14 protein-coding genes and 1 riboswitch are annotated in these 17,140 nt (G+C 60.8%); of the genes, 2 read left to right on the top strand and 12 right to left on the bottom strand.

Annotated features, from left to right (window positions below; translation table 11 throughout):
- Window positions 1–165: 165 nt before the first annotated feature.
- The 9 genes from C8K63_RS20845 to C8K63_RS20800 form a co-directional block, all read right to left on the bottom strand.
- Entirely contained in the window at window positions 166–879 is a 714-nt protein-coding gene (locus C8K63_RS20845; protein WP_108218398.1) for a membrane integrity-associated transporter subunit PqiC, read from the bottom strand.
- A gap of 184 nt (window positions 880–1,063) precedes the next feature.
- A complete protein-coding gene (gene parC, locus C8K63_RS20840; protein ID WP_108218397.1) occupies window positions 1,064–3,334 on the bottom strand; it encodes a DNA topoisomerase IV subunit A in 2,271 nt (756 codons plus the stop codon).
- Between the two features lie 7 nt (window positions 3,335–3,341).
- Window positions 3,342–3,866, bottom strand: a complete 525-nt coding sequence (locus C8K63_RS20835) for a TIGR02281 family clan AA aspartic protease (protein WP_108218396.1) — start codon at window positions 3,864–3,866, stop codon at window positions 3,342–3,344.
- Window positions 3,863–4,849, bottom strand: coding sequence for an esterase-like activity of phytase family protein (locus C8K63_RS20830; protein ID WP_108218395.1), 987 nt, complete (start codon window positions 4,847–4,849; stop codon window positions 3,863–3,865). Before C8K63_RS20830 ends, C8K63_RS20835 begins: the two co-directional genes overlap by 4 nt.
- Window positions 4,849–6,753 (bottom strand): DNA topoisomerase IV subunit B, encoded by a 1,905-nt coding sequence (gene parE, locus C8K63_RS20825; protein ID WP_095943188.1) that lies wholly within the window; start codon window positions 6,751–6,753, stop codon window positions 4,849–4,851. Before parE ends, C8K63_RS20830 begins: the two co-directional genes overlap by 1 nt.
- A 43-nt stretch (window positions 6,754–6,796) precedes the next feature.
- Window positions 6,797–7,405 (bottom strand): YqiA/YcfP family alpha/beta fold hydrolase, encoded by a 609-nt coding sequence (locus C8K63_RS20820; protein ID WP_108218394.1) that lies wholly within the window; start codon window positions 7,403–7,405, stop codon window positions 6,797–6,799.
- A 192-nt stretch (window positions 7,406–7,597) separates the two neighbouring features.
- Window positions 7,598–8,413, bottom strand: a complete 816-nt coding sequence (gene cpdA, locus C8K63_RS20810) for a 3',5'-cyclic-AMP phosphodiesterase (protein WP_108218393.1) — start codon at window positions 8,411–8,413, stop codon at window positions 7,598–7,600.
- Window positions 8,414–8,525: 112 nt separating this feature from the next.
- A complete protein-coding gene (locus C8K63_RS20805) occupies window positions 8,526–8,978 on the bottom strand; it encodes a DUF1249 domain-containing protein (protein ID WP_108218392.1) in 453 nt (150 codons plus the stop codon).
- On the bottom strand, window positions 8,969–9,586 hold the full coding sequence (locus C8K63_RS20800) for an NUDIX domain-containing protein (RefSeq protein WP_108218391.1): 618 nt from the start codon (window positions 9,584–9,586) through the stop codon (window positions 8,969–8,971). Before C8K63_RS20800 ends, C8K63_RS20805 begins: the two co-directional genes overlap by 10 nt.
- Window positions 9,587–9,811: 225 nt before the next feature.
- On the opposite strand from C8K63_RS20800, the gene C8K63_RS20795 reads away from it, so the two are divergent.
- Window positions 9,812–10,558, top strand: a complete 747-nt coding sequence (locus C8K63_RS20795) for an RsiV family protein (protein WP_108218390.1) — start codon at window positions 9,812–9,814, stop codon at window positions 10,556–10,558.
- Here the strand turns inward: C8K63_RS20795 and cytX are convergent.
- Both cytX and thiC read right to left on the bottom strand, forming a co-directional pair.
- The gene (cytX, locus tag C8K63_RS20790) at window positions 10,527–11,819 is read right to left on the bottom strand and encodes a putative hydroxymethylpyrimidine transporter CytX (protein WP_108218389.1); all 1,293 of its coding nucleotides are present in this window, start codon (window positions 11,817–11,819) and stop codon (window positions 10,527–10,529) included. The two genes, C8K63_RS20795 and cytX, sit on opposite strands and share 32 nt — an antisense overlap.
- Window positions 11,820–11,970: 151 nt before the next feature.
- Window positions 11,971–13,860 carry a phosphomethylpyrimidine synthase ThiC gene (gene thiC, locus C8K63_RS20785; RefSeq protein WP_108218388.1) on the bottom strand — a complete coding sequence of 630 codons (1,890 nt, stop codon included), beginning with the start codon at window positions 13,858–13,860 and terminating at the stop codon, window positions 11,971–11,973.
- 165 nt (window positions 13,861–14,025) lie between these two features.
- A riboswitch (TPP riboswitch) is annotated at window positions 14,026–14,131 on the bottom strand.
- A 204-nt stretch (window positions 14,132–14,335) separates the two neighbouring features.
- Here thiC and C8K63_RS20780 point away from each other — a divergent pair.
- Window positions 14,336–15,775 (top strand): TolC family outer membrane protein, encoded by a 1,440-nt coding sequence (locus C8K63_RS20780; protein WP_108218387.1) that lies wholly within the window; start codon window positions 14,336–14,338, stop codon window positions 15,773–15,775.
- 83 nt (window positions 15,776–15,858) lie between these two features.
- On the opposite strand, the gene waaA is transcribed toward C8K63_RS20780, so the two are convergent.
- Window positions 15,859–17,136: a lipid IV(A) 3-deoxy-D-manno-octulosonic acid transferase gene (gene waaA / locus C8K63_RS20775; RefSeq protein ID WP_108218386.1), complete on the bottom strand. Its 1,278-nt coding sequence runs from the start codon at window positions 17,134–17,136 to the stop codon at window positions 15,859–15,861.
- Between the last annotated feature and the right edge of the window lie 4 nt (window positions 17,137–17,140).

Genomic DNA, 17,140 nt, shown 5'->3' with positions numbered 1-17,140 from the left:
CAGCTCCTACAATGGATCAGTGTAAGCCCACAACTTTGTGAACGACGCAAAACCTGTAGGAGCCGGCTTGCCAGCGAAGAGGCCGGAACTGACGATAAAGATCTCCAACCTGCAGAAACAACAAAGCCCGCATCAATACGGGCTTTGTTTCAAATCCATCCAGGGTCAGAAGCGGAACACTTCCATATCCGTCCGGACCGGCGCGGCCATCGGGATCTTCGGCTGCTTTTCCTGTTCTACCGCAGGTGCTGCCGCCTTGGCTGCCGGCTTGCGCGGGACTTCGGCGATCGGTGGCTGATTGGCCAGCGGCTTGAGCGCCACCGACAGCTGCTCGGCCAGGCGTTGCAGCAACACGCCCTGCGCCTGGACCTGAGCCGCCGTACTACCGGCATGCTGTTCCTGCAAATGGATGATGCGGTTGTCACGGACCTGTCCGCGACGGTCGATCAAGCGCCATTGCGCGTCGAGGATCGCCGGTTGTTTTGCACCCGAATCCAGGCGCGTGATAGTCAGCAGCACCTGAACATCCGGAGTGAAACCCACTGTCGCCGGGGCCAACACTACGCGCTGACTGTCCAGGTGACCTGCGACCTGACGCAGCAGCAGCTGATCGATATCCGACGAAAGGCTGCCTGCCCAACGACCGTCGGTCGAGGCTTGCAGGCTGCCATCGGGCTGGCGCTGCAACAGGGTTTCGCGTTGCAGGTAGTCGGCCACGGTGACCGGCCCCAACAATACCGCCATGCCCGCGTTCTGTGCGGGCTGAACCGGACTACCAGCGTCCAGTTGATACAACGACACCGGTTGGTGAACGCTGCAACCCGCCAGGCCAAGAACGCCGGCGAGCATAAGAATAAAAGGAAGGCGCAGAGCAGTCATCGTCCCATCCAGGTGATCGTTAAAAGGCTGATCACAGTGAAAATACTCAACAAATATGAAGAACGCGCGGCAATGCCGGCGCTTGAAAGGCCATATCATCCGTGAATATGCGTTCCGACTCCAGCGCAAAGCGCCGAACTACGGGTTAAATCGTAGATCGGCGACTCTAACTCGCGTTCTTCGGTCAATTGACCGAATTTTCGACGAGCAGCGCATCGACCCTCTGGAAGCCACGCGGCAATTTATTGCCCCGACGACCACGTTCACCCTTGTAGTGTTCAAGGTCGTCCGCTTTCAGTGACAAGGTACGTTTCCCGGCCTGCAACACCAGTGTTGCACCGTCCGGCAATACGGCGATGTCCGTCACATACTCTTCACGACTGGCCACTCGCTCACCTGGAATCCCGATGATCTTGTTGCCTTTGCCCTTACCTAATTGTGGCAGGTCGCTGATCTTGAAGATCAGCAGGCGACCTTCGGTCGTCACCGACGCCAGCCAGTTCTGCTCACGATCAGCCACCGGGCGCGGCAGCATGACCTTGGCATTGTTCGGCAGACTCAACAAGGCCTTGCCCGCCTTGTTCTTGGCCTGCAGGTCTTCACCCTTGACCACGAATCCGTAGCCGGCGTCGGAAGCGATCACGTACAGCGCATCGTCTTCCGGCATCAGCACGCATTCGAAACTCGCCCCTGGCGGCGGCGTCAGGCGACCGGTCAGCGGTTCGCCCTGGCCACGGGCCGACGGCAAGGTATGGGCGGCCACTGAATAACTGCGACCGGTGGAGTCGATAAACACTGCGAACTGGTTGGAGCGTCCGGCTGCCAGGGCCTTGAAACCGTCCCCGGCCTTGTAGGAAAGCCCGGTGGCGTCGATCTCGTGGCCTTTGGCGGAGCGAATCCAGCCTTTTTCCGACAGCACCACCGTCACTTTCTCGTTCGGCAGCAGATCGTGTTCGGTCAGGGCCTTGGCTTCGGCGCGCTCGACAATAGGCGACCGACGGTCATCGCCGTAGGTTTCAGCGTCCTTGATCAGTTCGCTGCGCACCAGTTTTTTCAACTTGGCTTCGCTGCTCAACAGGGCTTGCAGCTTGGCTTGTTCCTTGAGCAGTTCATCCTGCTCGGCACGCAGCTTCATCTCTTCCAGTCGCGCCAACTGACGCAAACGGGTGTCGAGGATGTAGTCGGCCTGGATTTCGCTCAGGGCGAAGCGCTCGATCAGCGCGGCTTTCGGGTGCTCCTCGGTACGGATGATGTGGATCACTTCATCCAGGTTGAGGTAGGCAATCAACAAACCATCCAACAGGTGCAGGCGACGCTCGACCTTGTCGAGGCGGAATTGCAGGCGACGACGCACGGTCTGCACCCGGAACTCCAGCCATTCGACCAGCAGCGCACGCAGGTTCTTCAGCTGCGGCTTGCCGTCCAGGCCGATAATGTTGATGTTGACCCGGTAGCTCGACTCCAGCTCGGTGCTGGCGAACAAGTGCTGCATCAAGGCATCGTGGTCGAAGTTTTTCCGAGCCCCCGGAATGATCACGATCCGGCACGGATTTTCGTGGTCGGATTCGTCACGCAGGTCGGCAATTTGCGGCGCCTTGGACGGCTTGGCCTGCATCATCGCGGCGATCTGCTCCAGCACCTTGGCACCCGAGACTTGATGCGGCAGCGCGGTGACGATGATGTCGCCGTCTTCGATGTGATACACGGCGCGCATGCGCACCGAACCGCGACCGGTTTCGTAGATTTTCAGCAGGTCGGCGCGCGGGGTGATGATTTCCGCTTCGGTCGGGTAGTCCGGGCCCTGGATGTGTTCACAGAGCTGTTCGACCGTGGCCTTGGGCTCGTCGAGCAAGCGCACGCAGGCGGTGGCGACTTCGCGCAGGTTATGCGGCGGAACGTCGGTGGCCATGCCCACGGCAATGCCAGTGGTACCGTTGAGCAGAATGTTCGGCAGACGGGCCGGCAAGACCAGTGGCTCGTCCAGCGTGCCGTCGAAGTTCGGCCCCCAGTCCGCCGTGCCCTGGCCCAACTCACTGAGCAGCACTTCGGAATAACGCGAAAGCCGCGCTTCGGTGTAACGCATGGCGGCGAAGGACTTGGGATCATCCGGCGCACCCCAGTTGCCCTGGCCGTCGACCAGCGTGTAGCGATAGCTGAACGGCTGGGCCATCAGCACCATGGCTTCGTAGCAGGCCGAATCGCCGTGAGGGTGGAACTTACCGAGCACATCACCGACGGTACGCGCCGACTTCTTGTGCTTGGAATCGGCGTCCAGCCCCAACTCGCTCATCGCATAAATAATGCGGCGCTGTACCGGTTTCAGGCCGTCGCCGATATGCGGCAAGGCACGGTCCATGATCACGTACATGGAGTAGTTGAGGTAGGCATTTTCGGTGAAGTCAGCCAGCGAGCGGCGTTCTACACCGTCCAGGCTGAGATCAAGGGAGTCGCTCATGCGGGCCTCATCGGTTCGTTGTCTGGCGCAGCAGCATGGTGCCACCGCGCTGGGTAAATTCAAGTCTGTTCAGTGCGCTCATGCCGAGCAACACCTGATCGCCATGCAGCCCCGGGGCCACCAGTGCGCGTACGTCACGCAGCACGATGTCGCCCAGTTGCAGGCGTTCGATACGGGTGCGATAGCCCTGGCTCAGGCCATTGGCCGTGCTCAGGGTCACGCCAAATCCTTCTTCGAGCTTCAAGCGCCTGGCCAGGTCCGCCGGAACCGACACATCGGTCGCCCCGGTGTCGAGCATGAAGTCCACCGGCTGGCCGTTGATCTGGCCGCTGGCGACGAAATGCCCCTGCACATTGCTCACCAGTTTCACCTCGATGAAACCTTCACCCTGCTCCGAGCTGACCACCACATTCGGATTTTGCTGACGCGCTTCCCACTGGCCGAAAAAACGCGTGGCCAGAAACAGCGCCGCACACCAGGCCAGCACCATGAATACCCGGCCTATGCGCTGCCCCGGGCTTTGTTGTCTCATGGCTTGGCACTCCAGCCACCTTCCGGTGCAGCGAAGCGCCAGACCACCGGACGGACTTCGCCATCGGCGCGCGCGCCGAAGTTATTGTCGACACCGATCCAGGCGCCATCGGCATCCACGATCAACGCCTCTTCCAACCCGTAGTCCTGTGGATAACGACGGTTTGGTTGTAACAACTCGGCGGCGTACGACCAGCAGCGCTCGACCTTGGCCGTCTGCGGATCCCGGCGGCAGATCTGGTAGGCGTTGCGTTCAAGGGTGAACAGCTTGCCGTTGAATAGCGACAGGTCAGAAAAATCCCGCAGTACAGCTTTGGCGTCAGGAAATTGCTCGGGCTGCATTTCCACGCCCGCCTCGCTCAGCAGCACGCAGCCACCGTCGCAATCCCACAACGTCTGCTTGCGTTTGATCATCAGCAATCCGCGGCCTTGACGCTCGGCGGCGAACCACATCTGATCACCCGCCGGATTGACCGCCAGCCCTTCGAGCAACGCATTGAACTGCAATAGCAGGCCTCTGGCCCGTGCCTCGCGAACCAGCATCGGCGAAATTTTCAGCCAGGCGGCAGGTCCCGCTGGCGGCACTTGCAAGACAGCGGCATGGCCTTCGCTGACGATGTAGCGATTGCCGGCGCTGTCGCAGGTGATGCTTTCAAAGTCCAGATCGCCGCCACGCACGAACGAAGCCCCCCAGACGCGAGACTTCAGCCCCCAGGGCAAACCGCTGTCAGGCACCGGCGGTACGTCGATGTGCACCGTTTGTGCCTGCCAGGCAGATTCGCGGGTATCCAGGCGGTAGATCTGATTATCGTCGCGGTCGGAAACCGCCCACAGATCATTGCCGCACTGCGCCAGCCCGGACAGGTTGCCGCCGCGCATGCCGTCGACGACATGTTCGGACAACAGGCGCAGCTGTGGCGCCGGCTCGGCGGATACCGTGATCGACGTCAGCAACCCACAGGCCAGGGCAAAGCCCAGACGCATCAGCCCAGCACCTCGGCCAGGTTGCCCTTGGACTCCAGCCAGGTCTTGCGGTCGCCGGCGCGTTTCTTCGCCAGCAGCATGTCCATCATTTCCGAGGTCGCCTCGAAATCTTCCAGGGTCAACTGCACCAGACGCCGGGTGTTCGGGTCCATGGTGGTCTCACGCAGCTGCGGCGGGTTCATTTCACCCAGGCCCTTGAATCGGGTGACCTGCGGCTTGCCGCGCTTCTTCTCGGCCACCAGACGATCGAGGATGCCATCGCGTTCGGCTTCATCGAGGGCGTAGTAGATCTCTTTGCCCAGATCGATGCGGTACAACGGCGGCATCGCGACGTAGACGTGACCGGCATCCACCAACGGGCGGAAATGCTGGACGAACAAGGCGCACAGCAAGGTTGCGATGTGCAGACCGTCGGAGTCGGCGTCGGCGAGGATGCAGATCTTGCCATAGCGCAGTTGGCTCATGTCGGCCGCGCCCGGATCGACACCGATGGCCACCGCGATGTTGTGCACTTCCTGGCTGGCCAGCACTTCGCTGCCGTCGACTTCCCAAGTGTTGAGGATCTTGCCGCGCAACGGCAGGATCGCCTGGAACTCTTTGTCCCGCGCTTGCTTGGCCGAGCCGCCAGCGGAATCACCTTCCACCAGGAACAGTTCGGAACGCATCGGGTCCTGGCCGGCGCAGTCGGCCAGTTTGCCCGGCAGCGCCGGGCCTTGGGTAATGCGTTTGCGCTCGACCTTCTTGCTGGCCTTGAGGCGACGACCGGCGTTGTTGATCGCCAGTTCCGCCAACAGCATGCCGGTTTCCGGGTTGGCGTTGAGCCACAGGCTGAACGCATCCTTGACTACACCGGAGACGAACGCCGCCGCCTCACGGGACGACAGGCGCTCCTTGGTCTGACCGGAGAATTGCGGTTCCTGCATCTTCATCGACAGTACGAAGGCGATGCGTTCCCAGACGTCTTCCGGCGCCAGCTTCACACCACGTGGCAACAGGCTGCGGAATTCGCAGAACTCGCGCATGGCGTCGAGCAGGCCTTGACGCAAACCGTTGACGTGAGTACCGCCCTGGGCTGTCGGGATCAGGTTGACGTAGCTTTCCTGGACCGCGTCGCCACCTTCGGGCAGCCACAGCAGCGCCCAATCCACCGCTTCTTTATTACCGGCCAGGCTGCCGCAAAACGGCTCGTCCGGCAGGCGCTCGAATTCGCTGACCGCATCCACCAGGTAGGAACGCAGGCCGTCTTCGTAATGCCATTCGACTTTCTCGCCGGTGGCCTTGTCTTCAAAACTGACCAGCAGCCCCGGGCACAACACAGCCTTGGCCTTGAGCACGTGCTTGAGGCGGCTGATGGAGAATTTCGGAGAGTCGAAGTATTTCGGATCCGGCGCGAAGAACACGCTGGTGCCGGTGTTGCGCTTGCCGACAGTGCCGATGATTTCCAGCTCGGTGGCCTTGTAGCCATCCTTGAAGGTCATCTGGTATTCGTTGCCGTCACGTTTTACACGCACCCGCACTTCGGTGGACAAGGCGTTGACCACGGAAATACCCACCCCGTGCAAGCCGCCGGAGAACTGGTAGTTCTTGTTGGAAAACTTGCCACCGGCATGAAGTTTGGTGAGGATCAGCTCGACGCCCGAAACACCTTCCTCAGGGTGAATATCCACCGGCATGCCACGGCCGTCATCGCTGACTTCCAGGGAATGGTCGGCATGCAGGATCACCTGTACCGATGAGGCATGCCCGGCCAAGGCTTCGTCGACACTGTTGTCGATGACTTCCTGGGCAAGGTGGTTCGGCCGACTGGTGTCGGTGTACATGCCGGGGCGTTTGCGCACCGGGTCGAGGCCCGAGAGGACTTCGATGGCGTCTGCGTTATAAGAGCTAGCGCTGGGAGTGGCCATGGGGTCTCGTCGTCAGTCATTCATTGAAAATAAGAGCGAGATTTCACAATGCCGTGAAATCAATCGCTTGATACAAATCTGCGCCAATGCCGGCAAAGCTCAACATGGCCGGAAGCTGTGCGGCAAACCCCTGGTAACCATGGTCGCCGCCGGCCTGGATGCGCAAGGCACAAGCCCGGTAATACTGCTGGGCGAGGCGATAGTCCAGCGTTTCGTCCCCGGTCTGCAGCCATACCTGATAGCGCTGTGGATCCCGGGGCGCCGCTACTTCCAGTTCGGCCAGGGCCGTCACGTGGTCGTGGGTCATTTCCCAGGTCTCATCGGTATACAGGTTTTTCTGCGTTCCCAGAAATCCGTCGAACATCCGGTGCGGACCGACGGCAGGGTTGATCAACAGGGCTTTCAGGCCAAGGCGCTCGGCCAGGTGAGTGGCATAGTAGCCGCCGAGCGAGCTGCCGACCAGCAGTGGCCGACCGAGCTCGGAAATAGCCTGTTCCAGTTGTGCGATAGCCTGGCGTGGGTGATGGTGCAATGCTGGAACGCGCACCTGTTCGCTCAGGCCCAGGCGTTCCATCACCTCGACCAACTGACAGGCCTTCTTCGACAACGGCGAGCTGTTGAAACCGTGGACATAAAGGATCGAACCGGACATTTGAGCTCCCTGTGCGTCGGCTAAAGAGGCGGAGTTTACAGGGACCCGGGGGGTGTTGGGCCAGCATCCTTGGAAATGAACGCCACCCTGTAGGAGCTGGCTTGCCAGCGAAGGCGGACTGTCAAATAACATATATGTTGAATGTGATGCCCTCTTCGCTGGCAAGCCAGCTCCTACGGGGGAATGGGGACATCAGTAGCCGTTGGAGCCGTAATCCACAGTGAACTCAAACCCGGTGACCCGCTCCACACCGGTTTCCAGCCGCCCGTCGGGCAGCAGCCGCAACCAGCGATAGCCTGGCGCCTGTTCCCCGACCTTGAAATCCTCGCTGCCCGGCTCGAACTGGATGCAGGTCGACGGCGAGGCAATCAGACGCACGCCGTTACGTAATTGATCGATTTCCTGGTGCACATGTCCCCACAGCACGGCACGCACCTGCGGAAAACGATCCAGCACTTCAAAAAACGCCTCGGGATTACGCAGGCCGATAGGCTCCATCCATACGCAACCGATGGACACCGGGTGATGGTGGAAGCACACCAGATGATGGCGATCCGGCGCTTCGCTCAACGAGCGGGCGAGCAACTGCAACTGATCGTCCTGCAAATACCCCGGCACCGAGCCCGGCACGGCGGAATCGAGCAATGTGACCCGCCAGTTGCCGATATCCACCACCGGTTCGAGCAAGGCGCTCTGCACCGCCGCCTCGGCCATGAACTGCGGCTCATCGTGATTGCCGGGAATCCAGCGCGCCGGCGCATCGAGCTGACGCGTCATGTCGCGAAATTGCCGGTAGGATTCCAGCGTCCCGTCCTGGGACAGATCACCCGTGGCCAGGATCAAGTCAATCCGCGGCTGTTGCGCGCGCACCAGTTCGATGACCTTTTGCAGGCTGTCGCGGGTGTTCATGCCCAGCAACGCGGCGTCCGCCTCGGCAAACAGATGGCTGTCGGAGAGTTGCACCAGCAACGCCGGATCGGCGGTGGTCAATGTGGATACGCTCGGCAAGGCGTTCTCCCAGGACGTGATCACGGGGATGGGTAAGTGCCGCAATTATGCTGGGGGACGATCGAAAGGGGAAACCTGTGAACCTGACATGGTTCACAACTGCGCTTCACAACTAACGTACTACTTCGTATTCATGCCCCAGCGCCAGGCAATGGCTCAACCATTCGCCCAGAAACATGTTCAACTGGGCTTTTTCGTCCGGCTGGTGCATCGCAGCGTTCGGGTAAGGATAGATGCCACGAAAGCGTCGCGCATGTTCGGCGCTGACCACTTCGGCCATGCGCGCATCGTGATAGACCTGCACTTCCAGTTGCGGCACCGGCAGCCAGGGCAGGCTGTGTTCCTGACGCACTTGCAGGGTCGTGGTGTAAGGACAAGTCAGCAGCACTTCCAGGGCCAGCACACCCAGCATCTGGTCGCCATGGGTCACGGCGATGCGCCGCGCGGCAGGCTCGCTGCGCATGTCCGGCAGCAGTCGCATCAGGCGCGCGTAGTTCGCTTCGCAGGATGCTTGCAGCCCCACCAGGTCCACCCGATAGCGATCGCGCAGCTTGTTTACGACCATAACCCCCTCACTTCAACGCGGTTCAAAGCCAGCCATTGCAAGGCAATGATGCTCGCCGCGTTGGCAATACGTCCGTCGCGTACGGCTTGCAGGGCATCTTCGAAAGCCCAGACCGTGACGCGGATGTCTTCTGCCTCTTCCTCCAGCCCATGCAGGCCGCCAACCCCGGTACTGTCGCAACGCCCCAGATACAGATGCACGAATTCGTTGCTGCCGCCCGGCGATGGAAAGTAATTGAGCATCGGCCAGAGCGCTCCGATTTCCAGCCCAGCTTCCTCCTGCGCTTCGCGGTGAGCAACTGCTTCCGGCACTTCATCCTTGTCGATCAGACCAGCGACCAGTTCGATCAGCCACGGATTGTCGGTCTTGCCCATGGCACCGACGCGAAACTGCTCGATCAGTACCACTTCATCGCGCTGCGGGTCGTAAGGCAGCATGCAGACCGCGTCATGACGAACGAACACTTCGCGATTGATCTCGCGGCTCATGCCCCCGGCGAACAATTCGTGACGCAAGTGCACACGCTCGAGTTTGTAGAAGCCCTCGTAGCACTTTTCGCGCCGCACGATATCAACGGCGGTCGGAATGGCGTTGGTAAAATCCGTCATGACTATCCTCTTTTACTGCAAACCCTGTTCGAGGCTGCTTTTTTTCCTGGGCCTCGACTTCGCGCCATCCTAACGCGCCCGTGATGTTTGATGCAGCCCTTTCCAGTCAGCGGGATGGACGGTGAGGGCGAAACCCACTCTAATTAGCTTAGTGGCGAACTGACTGCTTTGTTGAGAGTCGAAGCCGGTAACTTTTTGCCTTCCCCTGTTTCAGAAAGGACGCACATGTCGTTTTTCAAAATCGCCTCCGTGGCCGCTATCGCCCTGACCCTGGGCGCTTGCGCGAGTCTGTTCCAGCCCAACTACCGGACGCCGCTGGAAACCACCCGCGATGCCTCCGAGCAACTCAAACCCGGTTGCAGCAACCCGGATTGCCCGCTGGTCAACATCGACACCCTGCACTTCCCGGCCGAGCCGCAATTGGACGGCATCATTGAAAAACGCCTGCTGCAAATGACCCGCACCTCGCCCGATTCCCCGGTGGCACCGACCCTGGCGGCCTATCGCGAAGAGTTTTTGCACACTGCCGGCCCACACAACAGCAGTTATCTGCAGGCGAAGGTACGTGAGCAGCATGACGGCTTGGTGATCGTCGAATTGTCCAGCTACCTGGACACCGGCGGTGACCATGGCACGCCGGGGCGAGGCTTTATCAACTACTCGCGCCAGCAGCATAAAGTGCTGACGTTGTCGGACATGCTGGTGCCAGGGCAGGAGGACGCGTTCTGGAAAGCGGCGCAAGTTGCGCACAACAGCTGGCTGATCAGCACCAAGCTCGATCAGGAACCGGAGTTCGTGAAGAGCTGGCCGTTCCAGAAAACCCGGAACGTGGCGCTGACCTACGGCGGAGTGATCCTCAAGTACGAAACCAGCAGCATCGCGCCTTACGCGCTGGGCCATGTCGAACTGAAGATCCCCTACCCTCGCCTGAACGGCATCATCAAACCCGAGCTGTTTCCCGGCCGTAACTGAAGGCCCGGTCCAGCACAAGCTGCAGCAGCCCTGCCACTACCAGTGCCGGCAGGGTGGCGCCGACATCCGGATACAGGTTGGCCAGCAAATGATAGGTGCTGACCCCGCCCAGCCAGGCGAGCAGCGCCGGCCAGCGCAATGCGGCCGAGGCCACCTGGCCGCTACGCTTGCGCAGGATGAAGTGGTCCACCAGCACCACGCCGAACAACGGCGCAAACACCGAACCGATCAGCAGCAGGAAGTTCTGGTACTGGGCCAACGGCGCCAGCAGGGCAATCAGCGTGCAGATGACGCCGATGGCCAGGGCCAGGTGCTCGACTTTGGCGCGCAACAGAATCCCGCTGGACACCGCCGCCGAGTGAATATCGGCAAAGGCATTTTCCGATTCATCCAGCAGAATCAGCAGTAGCGGAATCCCCAAGCCGGCACCGGCCAGCGCCAGCAGCAAGGCATTGACTTCACCGCTCGGCGCGAACGCCAGGGTGTAGGCCACGCCCAGGCTCATCAGCCAGAAATTACCGATAAAGAAACCGATGGCGGTGCCACCGAAGACGTTTTTCGCCCGCTTGCCGAAGCGCGAGTAGTCGGCGATCAGCGGCAACCACGACAGCGGCATGGCAATGGCGATGTCGAAACCCACAGCGAACGGCATCGAACCGTCACCGGCCTGGGCCCACAATGCGGCCAGGTCAGCCTTGGCGAACAGGTTCCAGGTCAGCCAGGCGCAGGCGGCCAGCAGCAGCCAGATACCCCATTTGCGCAGGATCTGCCGGACGAACGTCAGCGGACCACTGACCGCCAACAGGGTCGCCAGGGCGCCGAAGAACAGCGTCCAGAGCAATGGATTGGACAGCAGACTGCCTTCGCTGAACGCTTTGGCGCCCAACAGGCTGGCGGCATCGCGCATGACGATGATTTCGAACGAGCCCCAGCCGATCAGTTGCAGCAGGTTCAGCACCGCCGGCAGGCTCGCGCCTTTGGTACCGAGGCTGAGCTTGAGCGCGGCCATCGACGACAGGCCGGTGTCGCTGCCAATCACTCCGACCGCCGCCAGCAGTAGAACGCCGACCAGGGTGCCGAGAAAAATCGCCAGCAACGAACCGGACAGACCCAGGCCTGGCGCGAGCAATGCACCGGTTTGCAACACCATCAGGCCGATGCCGAGGGAGAACCACAACGAAAACAGGTCGCGGCCACCGAAGACACGTTTGTCGGTCGGCACCGCGATGTCAGGGGAATAAGTGCTGGGTTGAATGCTCAAGGGTGTTATCTCAGAGGGGCATTTGTTGTTGTGTAGATCGCTATCGCCAGCAGGCTGGCTCCCACAGGGGACATGTGAACGCCACAGATCCAATGTGGGAGCCAGCCTGCTGGCGATGGGGCCTGTGCAGGCCCCACCCTTTCAGGTCAGATCAAACTTTCTGATACAGCTGACTGCCTTCCTGCTTGAAGCGTTCAGCCTGTTCGGCCATGCCCTGGGCGACATCCACGTCGACCGCTTCGATCCGTTGGTTAGCCGCGTACTCGCGGACTTCCTGAGTGATCTTCATCGAGCAGAATTTCGGCCCGCACATCGAGCAGAAATGCGCGACCTTGGCCGAGTCCTTCGGCAGGGTTTCATCGTGATACGAGCGGGCAGTGTCCGGATCGAGGCCCAGGTTGAACTGGTCTTCCCAACGGAATTCGAAACGCGCCTTGCTCAAGGCATTGTCGCGGATCTGTGCGCCCGGGTGCCCCTTCGCCAGATCAGCGGCATGCGCGGCGATCTTGTACGTGATGATCCCGGTCTTCACGTCATCCTTGTTCGGCAGGCCCAGGTGCTCTTTCGGCGTCACGTAGCAGAGCATGGCGCAACCGAACCAGCCGATCATCGCCGCACCGATGCCGGAGGTGATGTGGTCGTAGCCCGGCGCGATGTCGGTGGTCAGCGGGCCGAGGGTGTAGAACGGTGCCTCGTCGCAGCACTCAAGCTGCTTGTCCATGTTCTCTTTGATCAACTGCATCGGCACGTGGCCCGGACCTTCGATCATGCACTGCACGTCGTGTTTCCAGGCAATCTTGGTCAGCTCGCCGAGGGTTTCCAGCTCGCCGAACTGCGCTTCGTCGTTGGCGTCGGCAATCGAGCCCGGACGCAGGCCGTCGCCCAGCGAGAAGCTGACGTCGTAGGCCTTCATGATTTCGCAGATGTCTTCGAAATGGGTATAGAGGAAGTTCTCTTTGTGGTGCGCCAGGCACCACTTGGCCATGATCGAACCGCCGCGGGAGACGATGCCGGTCACGCGCTTGGCGGTCATCGGCACGTAGCGCAACAGCACGCCAGCGTGGATGGTGAAGTAGTCGACGCCCTGCTCGGCCTGCTCGATCAGCGTGTCGCGGAACAGCTCCCAGGTCAGGTCTTCAGCGGCGCCGCCGACTTTTTCCAGGGCCTGGTAGATCGGCACGGTACCGATCGGCACCGGCGAGTTACGGATGATCCACTCGCGGGTTTCGTGGATGTGCTTGCCGGTGGACAGGTCCATGACCGTGTCCGAACCCCAGCGAATGCCCCAGGTCAGTTTCGCCACTTCTTCTTCGATGGACGAACCCAGGGCACTGTTGCCGATGTTGCCGTTGATCTTCACCAGGAAGTTACGGCCGATGATCATCGGTTCCAGTTCGGTGTGGTTGATGTTGGCCGGAATGATCGCGCGGCCGCGGGCGATTTCGTCACGGACGAATTCAGGGGTGATGATTTTCGGTACGCTGGCGCCGAAGCTATGGCCGGCGTGTTGCTGGTCCAGCAGGCCGGCGGCGCGGGCCACTTCCAGCTTCATGTTTTCGCGGATGGCGACGTATTCCATCTCGGCGGTGATGATGCCTTTGCGCGCGTAGTGCATCTGGCTGACGTTGGCACCCGGCTTGGCGCGGCGCGGGTTGTTGACGTGGGCGAAACGCAGTTTGGTCAGCTCCGGATCGGCAAGGCGCTCCTGGCCGAAGTTGGAGCTCAAGCCGGACAGACGTTCGGTGTCGCCACGGGATTCGATCCACGGCGAACGCACGTCGGCCAAGCCTTTGCGCACGTCGATGATGACATTGGGGTCGGTGTAGGGGCCCGAGGTGTCGTACACCACTACCGGCGCGTTGATTTCGCCGCCGAAGTCGGTCGGGGTCACGTCCAGGCTGATTTCGCGCATCGGCACGAGGATGTCCGGGCGAGTGCCCTGGACATAAATTTTTTGCGAGCGGGTAAACGGCTGAACCGATTGCTGATCGACCTTGGCCGAGTCACTCAGATTGGTTGCGATTTTTGATTTTGTAGTCATCACGGGCTCTCCAGACACACATCCAGGCAGTGGATTTTTTGTCGGAGCGAACCTGTAAACGAATGGGCGCACGGATGCTGGAAAACCAGCTGTGCTGTGCTCAATGCTCGAGGGGTGTTCGATTGTCGAACAACATCCCGGACGAAGCACAAGAGGACTCGCCGGGTGACGAGAAATCTTGTTCCCTACGCAGGCGCTAACCTGATCAGGTTCAACGGGATCCGAAATTATTCGATCTCAGCCTCATAGCAAGGCACCCCGACAAGAACCCGACCAGTCTAGACACAACTGGCAAAGAACGCCAACCCCGCGGCAAACACCATGATGAATGGCGTTATTACACGCAGTATCAGGATTGTTGCCGCCCCAATGCACAACTACACTCGCTACGCTGAGCCGGCATTGACGCTGTCAAAGCAGGGCCTTAGCCTTGGTGCTCAAATTACCTTCGTAATATCAATTCTAGGGATCGTCTATGCTGCGCAAACTCTCACTGGCCCTTGCCGTGTCTTGTGCGTCCAACGGAATGGCCTGGGCAGCAGATGCGCCCTTATCGAACAAGACGGACCTGGTCAGCGTTTATCAGGAAGCCGTCAACAACAACGCCGATCTGGCGGCTGCCATCGCCCAATATGGCGCGCAGAAGGAAGTCGTACCCCAGGCCCGCGCCGGGCTGCTGCCGAACCTCTCGGCCGGCGCGAATATTTCCGAGGTGCGTACGGATCTCGATCAGCCGTCCGCCACGCTCAACCGCGACGCTCATTCTTACCAGGCCACTTTGGCGCAGCCGCTGTTCCGGGCTGATCGCTGGTTCCAGTTCCAGGCCGCCAAGGAAGTCAACGAACAGGCCGCCCTGCAACTCTCGGCGACCGAGCAAAACCTGATCCTGCAAACCGCCGACAGCTATTTCAACGTGCTGCGCACCCAGGACAACCTGGCCTCGACCAAGGCTGAAGAAGCGGCGTTCAAACGCCAGCTCGATCAATCCAACGAGCGTTTCGATGTCGGTCTCTCGGACAAGACCGACGTATTGAACTCACAAGCCAGCTACGACACCGCACGTGCCAACCGGATCGTTGCGCAGCGCCAGGTGGACGACGCCTTTGAAGCATTGATCACCCTGACCAACCGTCAGTACAACTCGATCTGGGGCATCAGCCATAACTTGCCGATCCTGCCGCCAATACCGAACGACGCCAAGGCCTGGGTCGAAACGGCGGGCAGGCAGAACCTCAATCTGTTGGCCAGCAACTATGCCGTCAGCGCCGCCGAGCAAACCCTCAAGCAGCGCAAGTCCGGGCACTTGCCAACGGTTGATGCGATAGCCAAGTACGAGAAAGGCGACAACGACGCATTGGGCTTCAGCAACCCGAACAACCAGGCCGTGCCGTTCGGTGGCAACGCCGAGCAAACGACCGTTGGCCTGCAACTGAACATCCCGATCTACAGTGGTGGCTTGATCAACTCCCAAGTGCGTCAATCGTATGCACAGCTGGACCAGACCGAGCAGCAACGCGAATCCCTGCGCCGCAGCATCGTGGAAAACACCCGCGACCTGCACCGCGCGGTGAACACCGATGTCGAGCAGGTACAGGCGCGCAAGCAATCGATCATTTCCAACCAGAGCGCGGTGGAAGCGACTGAAATCGGCTATCAGGTGGGTACGCGAAACATCGTCGACGTGCTGGATGCGCAGCGCCAGCTCTACACCTCGGTGCGCGACTACAACAACACCCGCTACGACTACATCCTCGACAACCTGCGCTTGAAGCAACAGGCCGGCACGTTGAATCCGGGGGATCTGCAAACCCTGGCACGCTGGCTCAATCCGAACTACAACCCGGACAAGGATTTCCTGCCACCGGATCTGGCCAAGGCTGCGGCTGAGCAATTGAAAGCGCGACCGGAGCAGTAAAAGCAAAAGCTTCGCGAGCAGGCTCGCTCCCACAGTGTTTCGAGTGTGGGAGCGAGCCTGCTCGCGAATGAATACAACTCGGTCTAACGCTCGATCAACCGCCCCAACCCGTCCAGCAACCGCTGCAACGCACCTTGATTAGTGCGCATCACGTTCAACCCGGCCTCTGCCATGCGCTGCGCATCTCGCGGCAGTTCGAACAGCCGCTGCACCGCCACCGCCAGCCCTTCGGCATCCTCCACTTCCTGCAACGCCCCGGCACTGCGCAACTGCGCGGCGATTTCGAGGAAGTTGAAAAGATGCGGCCCGCTCAATACCGGCTTAGCGAGGGCCGCCGGCTCCAGCAGGTTATGCCCGCCGTTGGGTACCAGGCTGCCACCGACGAATGCACTGTCCGCCAGGGCATAGAGAAACAGCAACTCGCCCATGGTGTCGCCCAGCAGCACTGAAGTATTCGCGCCGACCGCATCGCCGCTGGAACGCCGGACCGTGGCAAACCCTTGTTGCAGGCACAACCCGTACACCGAATTGAAGCGCTCCGGATGACGCGGTACCAGAATCAGCAAGGCATCGGGATGAGTGGCCAGCAACTGACGATGGGCCGCCAGCACCACCTCGTCTTCGCCGTCATGGGTACTGGCCGCGATCCACACCGGCCGTTCCAGCGCCTGCCATTGCCCGCGCAATTGGCTGGCGCGCTCCAGCAGTTGCGGGTCGATGGTCAGGTCGAACTTGATCGAGCCCGTGACCTGGACTGTTTCGGTCCGGGCGCCCAGGTTACGCAAGCGTTGCGCCTCGGCTTCGGTCTGCACTGCGAACAGGCTCATCTCCGCCAGCATCGGCTGGGTCAGCGTGGGAAACCGGCCATAGCCCTTGGCCGAACGCTCGGACAGCCGCGCATTGGCCAGCGCCACGGGGATCCCGCGTTTGGCACACTGATGGATATGGTTGGGCCACAGTTCGGTTTCCATGATCACCGCCAGTTTCGGCTGGACCCGATCGAGGAAGCGCCGGGCGGCGCACGGCAAATCGTAAGGCAGATAGCAGTGCTGGATGCGCGGCTCATTGGCGAACAGTGCCAGGATCCGTTCCGACCCGGTCGGCGTCATGCAGGTAACGGTGATCGGCAGATTCGGATAACGCGCCAGCAAGGCGCGGATCATTGGCGCAGCCGCAATGCTTTCGCCCACCGACACGGCGTGCACCCAGATGCCGCCCGGTTTCATCGTCGGCATCGCGAAGGAAAAGCGCTCGCCGATGCGCTTGGCATACGCCGGCGCCTTGCGCGCGCGCAGCCACAGCCGAATCGCTACCAATGGCAGCCCCAGATAAAACAGCGCGGTGTAGAGAGTTCTATTCATGGCG

Source organism: Pseudomonas sp. GV085, from assembly GCF_003050925.1.
Lineage (GTDB): Bacteria > Pseudomonadota > Gammaproteobacteria > Pseudomonadales > Pseudomonadaceae > Aquipseudomonas.
Note: the sequence above shows the minus strand (reverse complement) of the source record. Positions and strands in the feature narration are given on the sequence as shown.